At 70.5% G+C, this 16,541-nt stretch carries 15 protein-coding genes; 12 read left to right on the top strand and 3 right to left on the bottom strand.

Going from position 1 to position 16,541, the window contains the following annotated elements; translation table 11 throughout:
* Positions 1 to 971 (bottom strand): DUF222 domain-containing protein (locus CUT39_RS21405; protein ID WP_114149479.1); only part of this gene is annotated, 971 nt, incomplete at its 3' end.
* Positions 972 to 1,393: 422 nt separating this feature from the next.
* Here CUT39_RS21405 and CUT39_RS02695 point away from each other — a divergent pair.
* The 4 genes from CUT39_RS02695 (at position 1,394) to CUT39_RS02680 (ending at position 4,641) form a co-directional block, all read left to right on the top strand.
* On the top strand, positions 1,394 to 1,981 hold the full coding sequence (locus CUT39_RS02695; RefSeq protein ID WP_100444408.1) for a TIGR03086 family metal-binding protein: 588 nt from the start codon (positions 1,394 to 1,396) through the stop codon (positions 1,979 to 1,981).
* Between the two features lie 88 nt (positions 1,982 to 2,069).
* Positions 2,070 to 2,912, top strand: coding sequence for an alpha/beta fold hydrolase (locus tag CUT39_RS02690; protein WP_408611094.1), 843 nt, complete (start codon positions 2,070 to 2,072; stop codon positions 2,910 to 2,912).
* 88 nt (positions 2,913 to 3,000) lie between these two features.
* Positions 3,001 to 3,849, top strand: a complete 849-nt coding sequence (locus CUT39_RS02685) for a YwqG family protein (RefSeq protein ID WP_100444429.1) — start codon at positions 3,001 to 3,003, stop codon at positions 3,847 to 3,849.
* Positions 3,850 to 3,888: 39 nt separating this feature from the next.
* The gene (locus CUT39_RS02680; RefSeq protein WP_100444406.1) at positions 3,889 to 4,641 is read left to right on the top strand and encodes a maleylpyruvate isomerase family mycothiol-dependent enzyme; all 753 of its coding nucleotides are present in this window, start codon (positions 3,889 to 3,891) and stop codon (positions 4,639 to 4,641) included.
* A 51-nt stretch (positions 4,642 to 4,692) separates the two neighbouring features.
* On the opposite strand, the gene arfA is transcribed toward CUT39_RS02680, so the two are convergent.
* Together arfA and CUT39_RS02670 are read right to left on the bottom strand one after the other, a co-directional pair.
* Positions 4,693 to 6,207 (bottom strand): arabinosylfuranosidase ArfA, encoded by a 1,515-nt coding sequence (arfA, locus tag CUT39_RS02675; RefSeq protein ID WP_100444404.1) that lies wholly within the window; start codon positions 6,205 to 6,207, stop codon positions 4,693 to 4,695.
* A gap of 48 nt (positions 6,208 to 6,255) precedes the next feature.
* Entirely contained in the window at positions 6,256 to 7,263 is a 1,008-nt protein-coding gene (locus CUT39_RS02670; protein WP_198586820.1) for a LacI family DNA-binding transcriptional regulator, read from the bottom strand.
* Between the two features lie 252 nt (positions 7,264 to 7,515).
* Here CUT39_RS02670 and CUT39_RS02665 point away from each other — a divergent pair, with 252 nt between their 5' ends.
* Genes CUT39_RS02665 through CUT39_RS02630 form a run of 8 tightly spaced genes read left to right on the top strand, consistent with a single transcriptional unit; the run spans position 7,516 to position 16,459 of the window.
* A complete protein-coding gene (locus CUT39_RS02665; RefSeq protein ID WP_100444402.1) occupies positions 7,516 to 7,881 on the top strand; it encodes an L-rhamnose mutarotase in 366 nt (121 codons plus the stop codon).
* 4 nt (positions 7,882 to 7,885) lie between these two features.
* Positions 7,886 to 9,043: an L-rhamnose isomerase gene (gene rhaI, locus CUT39_RS02660; RefSeq protein WP_100444401.1), complete on the top strand. Its 1,158-nt coding sequence runs from the start codon at positions 7,886 to 7,888 to the stop codon at positions 9,041 to 9,043.
* 1 nt (position 9,044) lies between these two features.
* Positions 9,045 to 11,078, top strand: coding sequence for a bifunctional aldolase/short-chain dehydrogenase (locus CUT39_RS02655; protein ID WP_100444400.1), 2,034 nt, complete (start codon positions 9,045 to 9,047; stop codon positions 11,076 to 11,078).
* Entirely contained in the window at positions 11,075 to 12,586 is a 1,512-nt protein-coding gene (locus CUT39_RS02650) for a rhamnulokinase (protein WP_100444399.1), read from the top strand. The genes CUT39_RS02655 and CUT39_RS02650 overlap by 4 nt, the downstream gene beginning before the upstream one ends.
* A gap of 53 nt (positions 12,587 to 12,639) precedes the next feature.
* A complete protein-coding gene (locus CUT39_RS02645; protein WP_100444398.1) occupies positions 12,640 to 13,938 on the top strand; it encodes an ABC transporter substrate-binding protein in 1,299 nt (432 codons plus the stop codon).
* Positions 13,939 to 13,969: 31 nt separating this feature from the next.
* Entirely contained in the window at positions 13,970 to 14,965 is a 996-nt protein-coding gene (locus CUT39_RS02640) for a carbohydrate ABC transporter permease (protein WP_198586818.1), read from the top strand.
* Positions 14,962 to 15,849: a carbohydrate ABC transporter permease gene (locus tag CUT39_RS02635; protein WP_100444396.1), complete on the top strand. Its 888-nt coding sequence runs from the start codon at positions 14,962 to 14,964 to the stop codon at positions 15,847 to 15,849. Before CUT39_RS02640 ends, CUT39_RS02635 begins: the two co-directional genes overlap by 4 nt.
* A 19-nt stretch (positions 15,850 to 15,868) precedes the next feature.
* A complete protein-coding gene (locus CUT39_RS02630) occupies positions 15,869 to 16,459 on the top strand; it encodes a hypothetical protein (RefSeq protein WP_100444395.1) in 591 nt (196 codons plus the stop codon).
* The last annotated feature ends 82 nt before the right edge of the window (positions 16,460 to 16,541 follow it).

The raw sequence follows: 16,541 nt of genomic DNA, 5'->3' as shown, positions 1-16,541 counted from the left end.
CCCGGCAGGCGCCGGTAGGCCCCGACCTCCACCGCCTCACCGGTGGTGTAGTCGAACACGATGGGGACGACCCCGGCCTCGCACGCGAGCAGGCGCGCCTTGGCGACCGAGACCGGTCGGCCCTCCATCAGCGGCACCCGCCCGGTGTCCTCGCCCCGGAGGGTGGCGAGGTCGACCGTCAGATTCAGCGTCGCGGTGTGGCCGTGCCGGGTCGGCGCGGCCGGACCGGCCCCGTAGGCGGCGATCATCTGGTGGAGGGCCTCGGCCCGGCGGTTGGCCGCCGGAGGGAGCACCCCGTCCTCGTCGGTCTCGTCGGCCCGGGGCGGGGGCACGGCCGTCTCCAGCAGCTTCGCGAACAGCCGCCCGGTCTGGCCGTCGAGCAGGCCCTCCAGCGACCACATGCCATTGGGCAGCTCCACCAGATCGACCCGCTGCAGCGACTGCTCGGAGAGCCCGTCCAGCAGCTCTTCGCCCGCATCGAGGGCGGCCTCGATCCGGTCGAGGTAGCCGATCAGCTCAGCCCGGGTGGCATGAGCGCAGTACTCGGCAATCAAGTGCTCAGGGGTGGAGCAGGTGACGTCGCCACCCCACGGGGAGGGGACCGCCTCGCCGTAGGGCACCCGGGCGTAGACGCGCAGGGCCTTCGTGCGCTCCAGGCGGCGGACGGCGACCGCGACCAGATCGATCCGGGCCCGCTCGGCGGCCGCCGCCTCGGCCAGCACCGCGAACTTCCGGGCGCACTTGGCGACCACGGCGATGTCGGCGGCCACCTTAAAGTGGAATCCGAACCCGGTCCGCAGCCACTCCAACGGCGAGGCGAACCCGTCCAGGTCGCGGTGGACCTTCCAGTCCAGCGCCTCGATCACCCGCCCCAAGACCTGGGCATGGACCGAGTTCATCAGCGCCGCCGCGTCGTCGAGGTCGGTGCGGAGGGCTTCGGCCCTGGTACTGCGGGTCCCGGTCGCCGCCATCGCACACCCCCTCATCGAGATTCGAACAAGCAGACCGATTCAGATCGCCTGTGCTACTACTCAATGTTACGGAACGATGACGGATATGGCATCACCCGTACGAGTGAGAGAGTCTTCATGTTCGGCACCGGACAACTTGGGGCCCAACCGGATACGAGGATCATTCACACTCGACGCCGACCCTCCCGCCACGGCCCCACCGCAACCGCCGACCACCCGGCCACGAACACCCACCCGCAACCGCCCACCCGCTCCTTCGTAGCCGCCTCAGCGCACCGCAGCCACCCGGACGCGGCACCCCGCCGGCGCACCCGCGACCAATGCCGGGCCCATCAGGCCACACCACACCCGCCCCGACCGATGAATCTCGGTCCCCGACCTCGTCAGCACTGGAGAACGCACCCTAGAGATGAGGAACGGACATGACCGAGCCCGCGATCGACTTCCGGAACGTCACCGACCAGGCCGCGACCCTGCTGAAAGGCATCGAAGACGCCCACCTGCCCGGACCCACCCCCTGCGAGGGGATGACCGTCGCCGGGCTGGTGAACCACATGCTCGGTCTCACCGTCGCATTCACCGGCGCGGCGAAGAAGGAACGTGGGCCGCACACCGACACCCCGCCCGGGACCCCGCCGCCCGAGATCGAGCGGGACTGGCGGACCCTCCTGCCGGGACGCCTGGCCGCGCTCGCCGACGCCTGGGCCGACCCGGCCGCATGGGACGGCGAGGCCACCGCAGGCGGTGTGACCATGCCCGCCCGAGTCACGGGCCTGGTCGCGCTCAACGAAGTGGCCGTCCACGGCTGGGACCTGGCCCGCGCCACCGGCCAGGACTACCTCATCCCGACCCCGGTCGTCGAGACCCTGCTGGAGCACAACCGCGCCTTCGCCGAGGACCCGGCCGCCCGCGAGGGCCTCTACGGGCCCGCGGTCGACATCGCCCCCGAGGCCCCGTCGCAGGACCGGCTGCTCGGCCTTACCGGACGCGACCCCGCGTGGCGCCCGTGACGGCGACGACATACTCGTGCGCATGTCGCGGCGCCTTCTGCAACGACGCGAGTCTGCGCGTGTCCGCCCTCAGATTTTCGAAGGAGTCATCATTAACACCGAAACGACGTCACCCGAGGTCAGGACCGGCTGGGCCGAAGGCCGAGGAGCGAACCTCTACTACGAGACACGAGGGTCCGGGCCGGTGCTCGCGCTGCACGCGGCGCCGATGGCCGCCTCCTCGTTCGAGCAACTCGCCAACGAACTCGCCGCCGAGTACACCGTGCTCACCATGGATCCACGCGGCATCGCGCACAGCACCGTCGCCGACCGCGGCGCGGACGTGACCCCCGAGACACGAGCCGACGACCTGGCGCGGGTGATCGAGCACGTGGACGCCGGGCCCGCCGCGGTACTCGGATCGAGCGGAGGCGCGGTCAGCGCACTCGCGCTAGCCCAGCAGCGGCCGGACCTGGCCCCGACCGTCATCGCGCACGAGCCCCCGCTGGCCGAGCTCCTTCCCGACCGCCTGGAACTGCGGCGCTCGCACGAGGCGAACCGCGAGACCTATCTATCAGGGGACCGGCTCGGGTACTGGAAGCAGTTCCTCGCCACGGCGGGCATCGAAATGCCCGACGAGGCCGTGGAGGAGATCTTCGGCGGCGACCTACCGGAGGCCGACGCGCGCGACGAGCGCTATTTCGTGGAGCGTATGGAACTGCCCGCGACCTATTGGCGCCCGGACATCGCGGTCCTGCGGGAGACGCCCACCCGCGTGCTGATCGGCATCGGCGGCGAATCGGCGGGGCAGTTCTGCGATCGCACTTCGAGAGCGCTCGCCGAAGAACTGTCCACCGAGCCGGTGCTGTTCCCCGGCGGCCACACCGGCTTCGTGGACGAACCCGGAGCCTTCGCCGCCTGCCTTCGCGAGGTGCTCGCGAAGGCATCGTGACCGCGACGCGGCAGCCCGCGGCGTCCGGGTGGCGGAACGACCTGGCAGCCCGCGCACAGGTGTCCCAAGCTTGCGCTACGGTGCGCAGATGAGCGATCCCCAAGAGCTTCACGACCTCGCCGACCGGCACTTGCCGCCGGATGCGGCCGAGCGGTGGAAGGCTTTGCTCCGGCCGGCGATCCAGTTCGACTGGGCCGCCGGAATCGATACCGTTGCGGCCCAACTCGGCGGCGACCCCGAGTTGCCGATCGGGCAGGCGTGGCCGGAGTGGGAGGGCCACGGCCCGTTGACCTTCATCGCCTCGTTCGACTGCGCCCGCCTGTCCATCGACCGGATGCCCCTGCCGGAGTCCGGACACCTGCTGTACTTCTACTTCGACGGCCAGGTCGACGGGGGAGTGGAGGTCGTCGGCCCTTGGGAGCCCGGCACTCAGAGCGGCGCCCGCGTGCTCTACGTCCCGGACGGCACGCCGGTCGAACGCCGCAGCGCACCGGATCCGCTCAAGCCCTATCCCCGGCAGTTGCTGCGCGCCAAGGCGGTCACGACCGCGCCCGAGCCCGAGAGCCCCGGCATCGCCGCGGCCTTCGGCGGCACCGCCGAGCGCGGTCCCGGGCACCCGGTCGATGCCGATTCCTTTGTCGACGCCGTCTACGAAGAGGTGTCGGTCAGCGTCTGCCACCAAGTCGGCGGCCACCCGCTGTCGATCCAGCGCCCGGTCGGATACGAAGCGGCCGGCGCCGCCGCCGACGTTCCCGGTACCGGCGGCGCGCCCGAATACGCCGACCCCGAACGCTGGCTCTTGCTGGCCCAGATCGACACCGACGACGGCTCCAGCATGACCTGGGGAGACGCCGGCATGCTCTACTGGCTCATCCAAGAGGCCGACCTCGCCGCGCACCGTTTCGACCGGGCGGTGTTCACTTGGCAGTGCGCGTGAACGGCCGACCCGTCCGGCCGGTGTGGCAAGATCTCGGTCATGGAACCCGCATCCCTCCGGTCCCACCTCATCGCCGAGGCCGACCGACTCAAGACCGCCGTCGCCGGGGCCGGCCCCGACGCACGCGTGCCCACCTGCCCCGGATGGACCGTCGCCGACCTGCTTGAGCACGTCACCGAGGTCTACGACCACAAGCTCCAATGCATCCGGCTGCTGCGAGAACCCGACGACTCCGAGCGGCTCAAGCGCACCGGCAGCCCGACCGAGCGGTTCGAGGCCGCACTGGCCGAACTGCTCACCGAGTTCGACGAGCGCGGGCCCGAGAGCCTGGCCTACACCTGGTACGGCCCCGACCAGACCGTCGGGTTCTGGATCCGCCGCCTGGCCTGTGAGACGGTCGTCCACCGGGCCGACGCCGAACTGGCCGCGGGCGGGCGCATCGGGCCGGTCGACGACGAGCTCGGCGCCGACGCGGTCGACGAGACGCTCGCGATCAAGCTCGCCTGGGGCAGCCGGGTCGGCCGCGAGCGGCTCGCCGGGCCGCTGGCGCGCCATGGCGGCCTCCGTGTCGGCATCGACGCCCACGGCCGCACCTGGACCGTCCACGTCGCCACCGGCCGGATCGACATAGAGGACTCGCTGGCCGCCGGTGCGCAGGCGACCGTCTCGGGCACGCCCGGCGAGATCCTCATGTGGCTGTGGCGGCGCTCGCCGGTCGGCGCGGTCGCCGGCCGGGGCGACCGGGACAAGGCCGCCGAACTGTACGACCTGGCCGGCCACTTCACCCGATAGACGCCGGCGGCCCGAGCGCACGTCGCCCGGGCCGCCGCTCCGATCGTGCCGCTACGGCAGGATGCGGATCGTGTTCCAGCTCATCGCCGGCAGCTCGACGCTGATCTTGCCGTCTTCGACGGCGACCTTCGTGTTCTCCTCGGGCGTCACGCGGTCGGGGTGCTCGAGCGTGTTGCGCGCGTCCGGATCCGCGTCGTGCAGGGTCGAGCAGGTCACCTCGCCGGTGCCGGGCGGCGGGCCGGCGTCGATCTCGACGGTCATCGGGGTCTCCAGGCTCCGGTTGACCGCGAATACCGTGATCGAGCCGTCCTCGCCCGCGACCGCCACCGAGTGGAGCGAGTCCACCTCGCCGTACTTCTCGGTCGCGAACGACGGCGAGTCGGCGTTGACCCGCAGCACCTTGCCGCGTCCGTACCTGCTGGCGTCGGAGAACGGGTAGAACGTCGTCTGACGCCAGGCCGGCCCGCCCGGTTCGGTCATGATCGGCCCGATCACGTTCACCAGTTGCGCCAGGCAGGCGGCCCGCACCCGGTCGCTGCGGCGCAGCAGCGTGATCAGCAGTGACCCGAAGACGACCGCGTCCATCGCCGAGTACCGGTCCTCGAGCTGTCGCGGCGCGGTCGACCACGGCTCGTGCGGCGAGTCGGCCATCTTCGACTGGTACCACACGTTCCACTCGTCGAAGGAGATGTCGATCTTCTTGGCGCTCTTCAGCTTGGCGCCGACCGCGTCGGCGGTGGCGGTGACGCCGTCGATGAACAGCTCCATGTCCTGGGCGCTGGCCATGAAGCTCGCGAGGTCGCCGCCGACCGGCTCGTAGTAGGCGTGCGCGGAGATGAAGTCGACCGACTCGTAGCAGTTGGCCAGGACCTCGGCCTCCCACTCCCCGAAGGTCGGCATGGCGCGGCTGGAGGAGCCGCAGGCGACCAGGTCGAGCTCGGCCGAGTCGTCGAACATGCGCATCGCCCGCGCGGTCCGGTCGGCGAGCCGCCCGTACTCGTGGGCGGTGAGCTGGCCGATCTGCCACGGGCCGTCCATCTCGTTGCCCAGGCACCACAGCTTGATGCCGTAGGGCTCCTCGTCGCCGTGGGAGCGGCGCAGGTCCGACCAGTGGGTGCCGCCGGGGTGGTTGGCGTACTCGAGCAGGTCGAGGGCCTCCTGGAGCCCCCGCGTGCCGAGGTTGACGGCCATGTTCGGCTCGACGCCGGTGGTGCGGCAGAACTTCATGAACTCGCCGAGGCCGAACCGGTTGGTCTCGGTCGTCTGCCAGGCCAGGTCGAGACGCTTGGGGCGCTCGGCCTTGGGGCCGATCCCGTCCTCCCAGCGGTAGCCGGACACGAAGTTCCCGCCGGGGTAGCGGATCATCGTGGGTCCCAGTTCGCGCACCAGGTCGAGGACGTCGCCGCGCAGCCCGTCGGCGTCCGCGGTGGGGTGGTCCGGCTCGTAGATCCCGGTGTAGATGCACCGCCCCAGGTGCTCGGCGAAGGAGCCGAAGAGCCGCTCGGGCACGTCGGCGACGGTGAAGCGGGGATCGAATTCGATGCGTGCTCGGTGGTGTTCCGCCATGCTTGCCTCTCAGAGGGGGATGCTTTATCGGTAAATACCGACGACATCCTACAGGTTGACCGCCGTCGACGCACGCGCCACCAGTTCCGGCTGGAAGACCACGTTCCGGTGCGTGTGCCCCGGCCCCTCCGAGATCTCGTCGAACAGCAACTGCGCGGCGGTGCGCCCCAACTGGGCCCGGGGCTGCCGGACCGAGGAGAGCGGCACCGCCGCCGCGGCCGCGAAGTCGATGTCGTCGTAACCGATGATCGCGCACTCCTCGGGCACCTTGATCCCGCGCATCGTCAGGCCCTGGAGCGCGCCGAGAGCGATGAGGTCGTTGGCGCAGAAGACCGCCGTCGGCGGCCGCGGCAGCGCGAGCATCTGCTCGACCGCCTCCCTGCCGCCGGTGACGTTCAGGCTCACCGAGGTGAGCACCTCCAGTCCGGCCCCGGCTCCCTCGCACACCTCGCGGCAGCCGGTCAGGCGGTCGTCGACCTGCGGGATCGAGGTGGGGCCGCCGGCGAAGGCGATCGACTCGTGCCCCAGCTCCAGCAGGTGCCGGGCGGCCATCCGGCCGCCGTGGACGTCGTCGACCGCCACCGAGCAGTGCGGGTGCAGCCCCGCGCCGCGGTCGACCAGGATCACCGGGATCTCGTGCGCGGCCAAGCGCGCCAGCCGCTCGGCCGAGGAGTTGTCGACCGGCGTGATCAGCAGCCCCAGCACCCGCTGCTCCTCGAGGATCTCGAGCTGCTTGGCCTCGCGTCCGACGTCCTCTCCGGAGTCGCACACGGTCACCACGCCCCCCGCGGTGTCGACCAGCGGCTCGGCGCCGCGCACCACGTCGGTGAAGAACGGGTTGGCCACGTCCAGGACTACGATGGCGACGTTGCGGCTGCGTCCGGCGCGGAGCTGCCGGGCCGAGTCGTTGCGCACGTATCCGAGCCGGGCGATCGCCGCCTGCACGCGCCGCCGGGTCTCCTCGGCGACGGCGTCGGGGCGGTTGAGCACGTTGGATACCGTTCCGACCGACACGTCGGCGGCCCGCGCGACGTCTTTCATGCTGGTAGTGGTCATCGTCACCTCATCGAGTCTATCCGGGGCGGGGCGGCGGCCTGACTCTCGCGCGCGGGAGCCGGACCATGAGGTTGAAACGACTCAACCGATTGCCGGAAGCACTCGGAGCATATCGCGTACCAGCTACGGAAAAGTAACGGGACGGTTCTTGACAGCGCTGGCCAGCGCGTTCTATGTTGACGAGACCCCACGTGAAACGATTCAATGGCGCCGATGTAATAATCGTGACCACGACCTCAAGGAGGTACCCCTGTGACACAGCGAGTGTGTTTCACCCTACGAGTACGGCCCGACCGGCTCGCCGAGTACCGCGAACGCCACGCCGCGGTCTGGCCGGACATGCTCCGCGCCCTGTCGGAGACCGGGTGGGGCAACTACTCGCTCTTCTTGTCGGACGACGGACTCCTCATCGGCTATCTCGAGACCGAGGACTTCGACGCCGCCCGGGCCGCGATGGCCGAGCGCGACGTCAACGCCCGCTGGCAGGCCGAGATGGCGCCCTTCTTCGAAGGGACCGACGGGGCCTCCGCCGACGAGTCGTTCAACGTGATCCCGGAGGTGTTCCACCTGGAGGACCAATTGGCAGCGGCCGAGGCAGAGGAGTTTGCTGGTGAGTGACCCCGTGAGAGACGCCAAGTCGGTGTTGGCGTCGCAGAACATCGAGACCCCGTCGTGGGCGTTCGGCAATTCGGGCACCCGGTTCAAGGTGTTCGCCCAGGAGGGCGTGCCGCGCGACCCGTACGAGAAGATCGCCGACGCCGCGCAGGTGCACCGGTTCACCGGCACGGCCGGATCGGTGGCGCTCCACATCCCGTGGGACAAGGTCGACGACTTCGGCGAGCTGGCGGCCTACGCGGCCGAGCAGGGCGTGCGGATCGGCACCATCAACTCCAACACGTTCCAGGACGCCGACTACATGCTCGGCAGCGTCTGCCATCCTGAGCCCGGCATCAGACGCAAGGCCACCGACCACCTCCTGGAGTGCATCGGGATCATGGAGGCGGTCGGCTCCGACGATTTGAAACTGTGGTTCGCCGACGGCACCAACTACCCGGGGCAGGACTCGATCGCGGCCCGGCAGGACCGGCTCGCCGAGGTCCTCGCCGAGGTGTACGGCAAGCTCGGCGAGCGCCAGCGGATGCTGCTGGAGTACAAGCTGTTCGAGCCGTCCTTCTACCACACCGACGTGCCCGACTGGGGGACCGCGTTCGCCCACTGCGCCGCCCTGGGCGACAAGGCCGAGGTGGTCATCGACACCGGGCACCACGCCCCCGGCACCAACATCGAGTTCATCGTGGCGGTGCTGCTGCGGGCCGGGAAGCTCGGCGGGTTCGACTTCAACTCCCGGTTCTACGCCGACGACGACCTCATGGTCGGCTCGGCCGACCCGTTCCAGTTGTTCCGCATCATGCACGAGCTGGCCCTGCGCGGCGCGGTCGGCGCCGGATCGGGCATCGCCTACATGCTCGACCAGTGCCACAACATCGAACCGAAGATCCCGGCGGTCATCCGCTCGGTGATGAACGTCCAGGAGGCGACGGCGAAGGCGCTGCTGGTCGACCACGGCGCCCTCGAGGCCGCCCAGTCGGCCGGCGACGTCCTGGGAGCCAACGCGGTCCTGATGGACGCCTACAACACCGACGTCCGGCCGCTGCTGGCCGAACTGCGCGAAGAGCAGGGCCTGCACCCGGACCCGGTCGCGGCCTACGCGGCCAGCGGCTACGCCGACAAGATCAAATCCGAGCGCCAGGGCGGCCAGGCCGCCGGATGGGGGGCCTGACGTGAGCGAACCGGTCAACGAACTCATCGCCCGGTCCAACCGGATCGGCGCCGACAAGCGCAACACCAACTTCGCCGGCGGCAACACCTCCGCCAAGGGCACCCGGGCCGACCCGGTCACCGGCGAGGACGTCGAACTGCTGTGGGTCAAAGGCTCCGGCGGCGACCTCGGCACCCTCCGGCCCGAGGGCCTGGCCGTGCTGCGCCTGGACCGCATGCGCGCCATGGTCGGCACCTACCCCGGCGTGGAAGCCGAAGACGAGATGGTCGGCCGCTTCGACTACTGCCTCCACGGCCGCGGCGGCGCCGCCCCCTCCATCGACACCGCCATGCACGGCCTGGTCGAGGCCGACCACGTCGACCACCTGCACCCCGACTCCGGGATCGCCTTCGCCACCGCCGTCGACGGGCCGCGGCTCACCCGGGAGTGCTTCGGCGACCGCGTGGTGTGGGTCCCGTGGCGCCGCCCTGGCTTCCAGCTCGGACTCGACATCGCCGAGATCAAGCGCGCCAACCCCCAGGCGATCGGCTGCATCCTCGGCGGCCACGGCATCACCGCCTGGGGTGAGACCTCCGCCGAATGCGAAGCGAACTCGCTGGAGATCATCCGCGGGTGCGAGGCGTTCATCGCCGAGCACGGGAAGACCGACCCGTTCGGCGCCGCCGTCGCCGCCTGGAAACCGCTCGGCGAACCCGACCGCGCCGACCGCGCCGCCGCTCTGGCACCGATCATCCGGGGCCTGGCCTCCACCGACGCCCGCCGGGTCGGGCACTTCTGCGACGACGAGGCCGTCCTCGAATTCCTCTCCGGCGAGAGGATGCCCGAACTCGCCTCGCTCGGGACCTCCTGCCCCGACCACTTCCTGCGCACCAAGGTCCGGCCCCTGGTCCTGGAGACCGCCGCCGACGCCCCGCTCGAGGAGGTCGTCGAGCACCTCCGGGAGCGCCACGCGGCCTACCGGGAGGACTACGCCGCCTACTACGAGCGCCACGCCGGACCCGACAGCCCCCCGATGCGCGGGGCCGACCCGGCGATCGTCCTGGTCCCCGGCGTCGGCATGTTCTCCTTCGGCGCCGACAAGAAGACCGCCCGCGTCGCCGGAGAGTTCTACCTCAACGCCGTCAACGTCATGCGCGGCGCCGAAGCGATCTCCACCTACGCCCCGATCGACGAGTCCGAGAAGTTCCGCATCGAGTACTGGGCCCTCGAAGAGGCCAAGCTCCGGCGCCTCCCGGCGCCCAAACCCCTGGCCGGACGCGTCGCGCTGGTCACCGGCGCCGCCGGCGGCATCGGCAAGGCCACCGCGGCGCGACTGGCCGCCGAAGGCGCCTGCGTCGTCATCGCCGACCTCAACGCCGACAAGGCGATCGACGCCGCATCTGAGATCGGTAACACCGACGTCGCGGTCGGCATCGCCGCCGACGTCACCGACGAGCAGGCCGTCGCCGCCGCGGTCGACCGCGCCGCCCTCGCCTTCGGCGGCATCGACCTGGTGGTCAACAACGCCGGCCTCTCCCAGTCCAAACCGCTCACCGAGACCACCGCCGCCGACTGGGACCTCCAGCACGAGGTCATGGCCAAGGGCTCCTTCCTGGTCTCCCGCGAGACCGCGAAGCTCATGATCGCCCAGTGCCTGGGCGGCGACATCGTCTACATCGTCTCCAAGAACGCCGTCTTCGCCGGCCCCAAGAACATCGCCTACTCCGCGACCAAAGCCGACCAGGCCCACCAGGTCCGCCTCCTGGCCGCCGAACTCGGCGAGCACGGCATCCGCGTCAACGGCGTCAACCCCGACGGCGTCGTCCGCGGATCGGGCATCTTCGCCGGCGGCTGGGGCGCCGAGCGCGCCGCCGTCTACGGCGTCAAAGAGGAAGAACTCGGCCGCTACTACGCCGGACGCACCCTGCTGAAGAAGGAGGTCCTCCCCGAATCGGTCGCCGACGCCGTCTACGCCCTGGTCGGACCCGACCTCGGCCTCACCACCGGCGTCCACCTCCCGGTCGACTCGGGCAACCCGCAGGGGTTCCTCCGATGAGCGCCCCGATCGCCGCGGTCGACCTGGGCGCCTCCTCGGGCCGGGTCATGGCCGGCGCCGTCGACGACGACCGCATCACCCTCACCGAGACCGCCCGGTTCCCCAACCGCGCCGCCGAAGCCGCCGGACGCCTCTACTGGGACCTGTTCGGACTCTGGCACGGCCTCCGCGAAGGCCTCCGCACCCTCGGCGAAGCCGCCTCGATCGGCGTCGACTCCTGGGCGGTCGACTACGCCCTCACCGACGCCGACGGCCACCTGCTCAGCAGCCCCGTGTGCTACCGCGACGGCCGCACCCGCGACAGCCGCGAACGCGTACTCGCCACGGCCGGCGCCGAACGCCTCTACGCCCGCACCGGCATCCAGCACCAGCCGTTCAACACCCTCTTCCAGCTCGCCGCCGAACCGGCGGCCAAGCTCGAAGCCGCCGACCGGCTGCTGCTCATCCCCGACCTGTTCGGCTACTGGCTCACCGGCCAGGCCGCCTGCGAGGCCACCAACGCCTCCACCACCGGCCTGGTCGACCAGGCCACCGGCACCTGGGACGAGACCGCCCGCACCGCCGCCGGCATCCGCCCCGGACTGCTCGGCTCCATCACCCCCACCGGCACCGTCCTGGGACCACTCGCCGGCGCCGTCGCCGACGACACCGGCCTCGGCCCCGACACCCGCGTGATCGCCACCGCCACCCACGACACCGCCGCAGCGGTCGCCGCCGTCCCCTACGAGACCGAACGCGCCGCCTACATCTCCTGCGGCACCTGGTCCCTGGTCGGCACCGAACGCGCCCGCCCGGTCCTCACCGCCGAGGCACTGGAAGCCGGATTCACCAACGAACGCGGCGCCGACGGCTCGACCCGCTTCCTGCGGAACGTCGCCGGCCTCTGGCTCCTCCAGGAGTCCCTGCGCACCTGGGCCAGGAACGGCCACGAATTCGACCTGCCCGACCTGATCGAACAGGCCGGGGCCGTCCCGCGCCGGCAGTCCCTGGTCGACCCCGACGACCCGGTCTTCACCGAACCGGGCGACATGCCCTCGCGCCTGCGCACCTGGTGCGAGCGGACCGGACAGACCGTCCCGGCCACACCGGCCGAGATCACCGCCTGCGTCCTCGACTCGCTCGCGCTGGCCCACCGCCGCGCCGTCGAGCACCTGGAACGACTGGCCGACACCGAGTTCGACCTGGTCCACATGGTCGGCGGCGGCTCCAACAACGACCTGCTGTGCCAGTTGACCGCCGACGCCACCGGCCGACCGGTCCTGGCCGGACCCGACGAGGCCACCGCCCTCGGCAACGCACTCGTCCAGGCCCAGGCGATCGGCCTGCTCGAACCCGGGCCCGAGGCCCGCAGGCGCGCCGCACGCGCCTCCGCCCGGCCGCGCCGATACGAACCGGCCGGCCCGCCCGGGCCGTGGCGGGACGCCGCGGCCCGGCTCCAAGACCTCCCGTCCCCGGGCGGAGCCGACCGACGGCTCGCACGCCCCGACGAGGCGGGAAGAACCGAATAGATCCTGAAGGCCCGCGCGAGCGGGACCCCTCATCAAGAAGGAGAACATCCACGATGATCCGCAACCCATACCGCGCCAAGCGGCGGACCGTGCTCACCGGCGCCTCGGCGGCCGCCGCCCTCGGCGCCGCCTCCGCCTGCGGCGACGACGGCGGTCCCGCCGGCACCGCCGACGACCCGATCGAGCTCAGCTTCGAGTGGTGGGGCAACGAGGACCGCGCCGAGATCACCCAGCAGGCCGTCGACCTCTTCCAGGAGAAGAACGAGGGCATCAAGATCCAGACCAACTTCGCCGACTTCCCCGAGTACTGGGAGTCGATGACGACCCGCATGGCCTCCCAGGACCTGCCCGACGTCTTCCAGATGGACTACTCGCGGCTGCGCCAGTTCGGCGGCAACGGGATGCTCCTTCCGCTCGACGGAGTGGTCGACACCTCCGATTTCATGGAGGGCTTCCTGGACACCGGCTACGTCGGCGACGAACTGCTGGCGGTCCCGATCGCCGGCAACACGCTCGGCATGCTCTACCGCGCCGACTGGTTCGACGCCGCCGGCGTCAGCCTCGAGGCCGGCTACTCCTGGGACGACTACCACGAGTACATCAAGACCGTCACCGCCGACCTGGGCGAGGACGGCAAGTGGGGCGGCGGCGACTACGCCGGCCAGTACCACTTCATGGAGCTGTGGCTGCGCCAGCAGGGAGGCAGCTTCTACACCGACGACGGCACCGCCCTCAACTTCGACAAGGGCCAGCTCACCGAGTGGTGGTCCAAGACCGAGGAGCTCAATTCCGGCGGCCACGTCGCCCCGATCGACGTCACCACCCAGTGGGAGGAGGACGGCATGGTCCTCGACGCGATCGGCTCGGAGATCACCTGGGACAACTTCCTGCCCTGGCTGGCACCGACGATCGAGGAGAACGGCGGCACCCCGGCCCTGGCCGCGCCGCCCACCTCCGACCCGAGCAACCTGGGGCTGTACCTCAAGCCGTCGATGCAGTTCGTCATCGCGGCCAACACCCCGAACGCCGACCCGGCCGGCAAGCTGATCGACTTCATGCTGACCGACCCGGAGGCCATCAAGATCCTCGGCACCAACCGCGGGGTCCCGGCCACCAACGTCGGCCGCGAGAACGTCGAGATCGACGACATCTCCCAGCAGGTGCTCGACTACGAGGCCAGCGTGGAGCAGTACCTGACCACGCCGCCGCCGGCCCCGCCCGCGGCCACCGGCGCCATCGAGAGCAAGTTCGGCGAGGTCTACGAGCAGGTGCTGTACGGCGAGCTGCCGGTCGCCGACGCGGTCGACACCTTCTTCACCGAAGCCGAGACCCTCCTCCAGGCCGAGCAATAGATCCGACACCGAGACAGAGGAATCAACAGCCGTGTCAGCGTCTCCCCCCACCACCGCCGAGTCGAAGCCCGGCGCGGCCGGTGAGGCCGGAGCGCCACCGGTCCGCGGGCCCCGAGGAGCGGCAGGCCGCCGCTCCTCGGGGATCCGCGGAGGTGAGCGCCTAGCCGGCTATACCTTCATGCTCCCGTGGCTGATCGGGACCGCCGTGCTCACCATCGGCCCGATGGCCTGGTCGCTGTACCTGTCGTTCACCGACTACCACCTGATCCGCGGCGGCGAGTGGACCGGGCTCACCAACTACCGGGCCGTCTTCGACGACCCGATGTTCTTCCGGACCGTGCGGGTCACGCTCATGTACGTGGCCGTGTCGGTCCCCATCAAACTGGTCGCCTCGCTGTTCGTGGCGATGCTGCTGTCGCAGCGCCGCCGCGGCATGGGCTTCTACCGGGCCGCGTTCTACATGCCCTCGCTGATCGCCATGAGCGTCGGCGTCGCACTCATCTGGAAGGCCCTGTTCTCCAACGACGGCGTCCAGGACTCGATCATGAGCTCGTTCGGCTGGGAAGGCGGCGGCTTCCTCGGCAACCCCTCGGTCTCGATCCTGATGCTGGTGCTGCTGGCCGTCTGGAGCTTCGGCGCGCCCATGGTGATCTTCCTGGCCGGCCTCATGCAGGTGCCCCAGCAGCTCTACGAGGCCGCCGAGGTCGACGGCGCCGGCAAGTGGCGCAAATTCGTCCACATCACCCTGCCGATGCTCTCGCCGGTCATCTTCTTCAACGTCCTGATGGAGACGGTCGGCGCTTTCCAACTGTTCGGACCCGCCTACATCATCGGCGGGGAAGCCGGGGCGCCGGCATGGTCGACGCTGTTCTACACCGTCCGCATCTACACGCTCGCCTTCACCGACTTCCGCATGGGCTTCGCCTCGGCCTACGCCTGGATCCTGGTCCTGGCCGTCGGCATCGTCACGATCATCATGTTCCGGGCCGCCAAGCAGCTCGTCTTCTACGCAGGGGAGGACCGATGACGGTCAAGACGGCAAGCGGCCGCACCATCGAACGCAACCGCCCGCCCGCCTCCGAGCGCGCCAAGTCGGCCCTGTGGCACGGCATCATGCTGCTGGTCCTGGCGATCGTGCTGTACCCGCTGCTGTGGCTCATCGCCGCCTCGATCAAGGGCAACGCCGACATCATCAGCGACACCTCACTGTGGCCCGAGACGGTCACCTGGGACCACTTCGCCGGCGCCTTCGACGGTCTGGCCGGGATCCCGCTGTGGCGGTTCTTCTGGAACTCCTTCGTGATCTCGGCGCTGTCGGTGATCGGCGTGACCGCCTCCTGCTCGATCACCGCCTACGCCCTGGCGCGGCTGCGCTTCCCAGGCCGCACGGCGATGTTCGGCGTCGTCATCGCCACCCTCCTGCTGCCCTGGCAGGTCATGCTCATCCCGCAGTACCTGATCTTCTCCGAACTCGAGGTCACCAACACCTACTTCCCGCTGGTGATCGGCAAGTTCCTGGGACTGGACGCGTTCTTCGTGTTCCTGTACATCCAGTTCATGCGCGGCATCCCCCGCGAACTCGACCAGGCGGCCAAGATCGACGGGGCCGGGCACTTCCGGGTCTTCTTCAGCATCCTGCTGCCCCTGCTGCGCCCGGCGATCGTGACCTCGTCGATCTTCACCTTCATCTGGGCGTGGAACGACTTCATGGGACCGCTGATCTACCTCTACGACATGGAGAAGTTCCCCCTGCCCCGGCTGCTGCAGGCGTACTCGAACACCGAGGGCGTCACCAACTGGGGTGGCATGATGGCCATGACGCTGCTGTCGCTGGTCCCGGTGGTCCTGTTCTTCCTGGTGTTCCAGCGGTTCCTCATCCGCGGCATCGCCACCTCCGGCGTCAAGGGGTAGCCGCACGATGGAAAGGCCGGTGAGCGTGGCCGGGAAGAGCCGGAAGGACCCGACCGACCGGACGCGGCCGTTCGCGCTGTTCGCCGAGTGCATCCTGACCGGGCTGTGGTTCACGCTCGCCGCCCTGCCGGTGGTGACCGTCCCGGCCGCCCTGGCCGCCTCGACCCGCCACCTGGCCGCCTTCCTCGACGGCACCCCCTCGTCCCTGGGCGAGTTCCTGCGCGACCTGCGGACCGCCTGGCGCGAAGGATGGCCGGCGGGCCTGGCCGTCCTCGGCGCGGCCGTGCTGCTCGCGCTCGACCTGGCCGTCCTGACCGTGGAAGGCGTCCCCGGGCGGCCCCTGATGGCGCTGCTGACCATGCTCGTCGCCGCCGCGGCGGCGACGGTGCTGCTGCGGGCCGCCGCGGCCTGGACGCCCGGCTCGAGCTGGCGGTCCCTGGCCGCCGCGGCGGCCGAGGACGCCCGCGGCGACTTCGGCGGCACCGGCATGCTCCTGGGCGGGCTGCTGGTGCTGGCGGTCGCCACCTGGGCGCTGTGGATCCTGCTGGTCCCCATGAGCGGCTGCGTGATCGGGGCCGCGCTGGCGGTGCATCGCCGGCTCGGCCGGTGAGCGGACGCGGCGGGGCGCTCGTCCTGCTGGAGTAGGACGTCTGTTCCTCCCTGAGAAGGTGGAGCCGGGTTGGTAGCGTATG

Source organism: Glycomyces xiaoerkulensis (assembly GCF_002798405.1).
In the GTDB taxonomy this organism is placed as follows: Bacteria; Actinomycetota; Actinomycetes; order Mycobacteriales; family Micromonosporaceae; genus Glycomyces; species Glycomyces xiaoerkulensis.
Note: the sequence above shows the minus strand (reverse complement) of the source record. Positions and strands in the feature narration are given on the sequence as shown.